At 32.2% G+C, this 1,831-nt stretch carries 1 protein-coding gene and 1 tRNA gene; both read left to right on the top strand.

Translation table 11 applies throughout. From position 1 onward, the window contains the following. Positions 1-76: 76 nt before the first annotated feature. Positions 77-150: transfer RNA gene (locus HMPREF0519_RS05250), tRNA-Ile, on the top strand. 63 nt (positions 151-213) lie between these two features. Further along, positions 214-1,831 (top strand): AAA family ATPase (locus HMPREF0519_RS13305; RefSeq protein WP_169303868.1); only part of this gene is annotated, 1,618 nt, incomplete at its 3' end.

The following is a 1,831-nucleotide window of genomic DNA, read 5'->3' as shown; positions in this document are numbered from 1 at the left end:
GAGCATATTTGTAAACACGCCATAATAGTCATTAATATATATAGGTTCGAATCCTTTAGGGGCCCTTATCCTTATCGGACCTTTAGCTCAGTTGGTCAGATCAGACGGCTCATAACCGTCCGGTCGCTGGTTCGAGTCCAGCAAGGTCCATTTTTTATAGTCCAAATGCTGATGACTTTAAAAGCTGAATTTAGAGAAAGAATCTCAAAATGTATGAGAACAAACGAGAAAATCCATAAGTTAATTACTGACATAACTCAAGATAAATCAAACAATAAATTTAAAAAGTACATTTCTTCAATAAAATTTCCATACTATAAAAATTTTATTCCTTTCAGTGAAATAAATTTTGAATTTCCATTAACTGTACTCGTAGAAAAAAATGGTTGTGGAAAAAGTTCCATACTTCATGCTTTGTATGGATGTCCAAGGGGACAAACCCCTGCGTATTATTGGTTTTCAACAACTGTTGATCCAATAAAGGATGGTGATGGAAAGGGAATGCCTCAATGCTTTGTCTATTCTTATTATGAAGACGGAAATTTCAACCAAACAGTAATGAGGAGATCATCGCGTCCAGGGACAAAAACCAAAAGAAAAAACTTGGACTATTGGGAAACTGACAAAATAAAGAAAATGTATCGGATGAACATTAGTGGTACCCGCCGTCCCCCAATTGATTGGAATTGTCTCTACTTGGATTTTAGACAAGAGCTGAGTGCCTATGATAAATTCTTTTACTTTGGATCCATTTCTGATATAAAAACAGTAACTAAACAGGATTTCATTAGAAGAGTTTCCCCAAAATTACAAAAAGCTTTTCGTGGAAAATCACTTTATAGTACTAACAATCATAAAATTCAAAACAAGGCTCCTCATACATTGACAAAAACAGAACTTCATTTTATTTCTGAAATTCTTGGAACTGAATATGTAAGTGGTAGAATAGTGTACCATCATTTTTTTAGAAATTGGGGGATTTCTGCTTTAATCAAAAAAAAGGATTTTCAGTATACTGAAGCCCATGCAGGGAGCGGCGAATTTACCGTAATACAGCTTGTCCATAAGCTTTGTTCTATTAGTACATCAAGTTTAATCCTTTTAGATGAACCAGAAACCTCTTTGTATCCTGGTGCGCAAAAACGCTTATTGCTCTTTTTACTAACTGAATTAAAAAGAACTAAAAGTCAAATAATTATTGCTACTCACTCGGAAAAATTTATTTCATGCCTACCAGATAATGCTATTAAACCTATATCAGTTAACTCTAATATTAAAGAAATAAATAATGCTATTATTAAAAATAGCAGTTCCCCTAACGAAGTATTTAATGAATTAGAAATACCTGTTTCTTCAAATTGTACTGTTTTTGTTGAAGATGAAGCGACAAAATTACTTTTAGATTCAGTTATAAAAACTATGAATATAGATGCAAATATTATTTCTGTTGAGTACACTCATGAGGGAGCTGACAGTTTACAAAAATTAGATATTTTGCAATCGTCTCTACATCAACTAACAGATTGGTTCTATCTCCTTGATGGGAATAAAAGAATTGAAAAAGTAGCTATTAATAATTTAAGTGTAAAAGAGGCTGAGGATCCCAATTTTATTAATTCTGCTATCGAAAAAATATCTAAAAAGATTCCCTTTCCATCTTCAAAGGGAAGAAACGAGAAACACTCAACATCAAAAGACAAAATAAAACTAGATGCTCAAAGAAAATATTTGGAGTATTATTATACTAATGTTGATTTTTTGCCCGAAAATACTCCTGAGGATATTATCTGGAATGAACCATTTTTAAATAAAATATGTAAGCTTTATCAGA

Source organism: Lentilactobacillus hilgardii DSM 20176 = ATCC 8290, from assembly GCF_000159315.1.
GTDB lineage: Bacteria > Bacillota > Bacilli > Lactobacillales > Lactobacillaceae > Lentilactobacillus > Lentilactobacillus hilgardii.
This window is presented reverse-complemented; position numbering and strand designations above follow the sequence as displayed.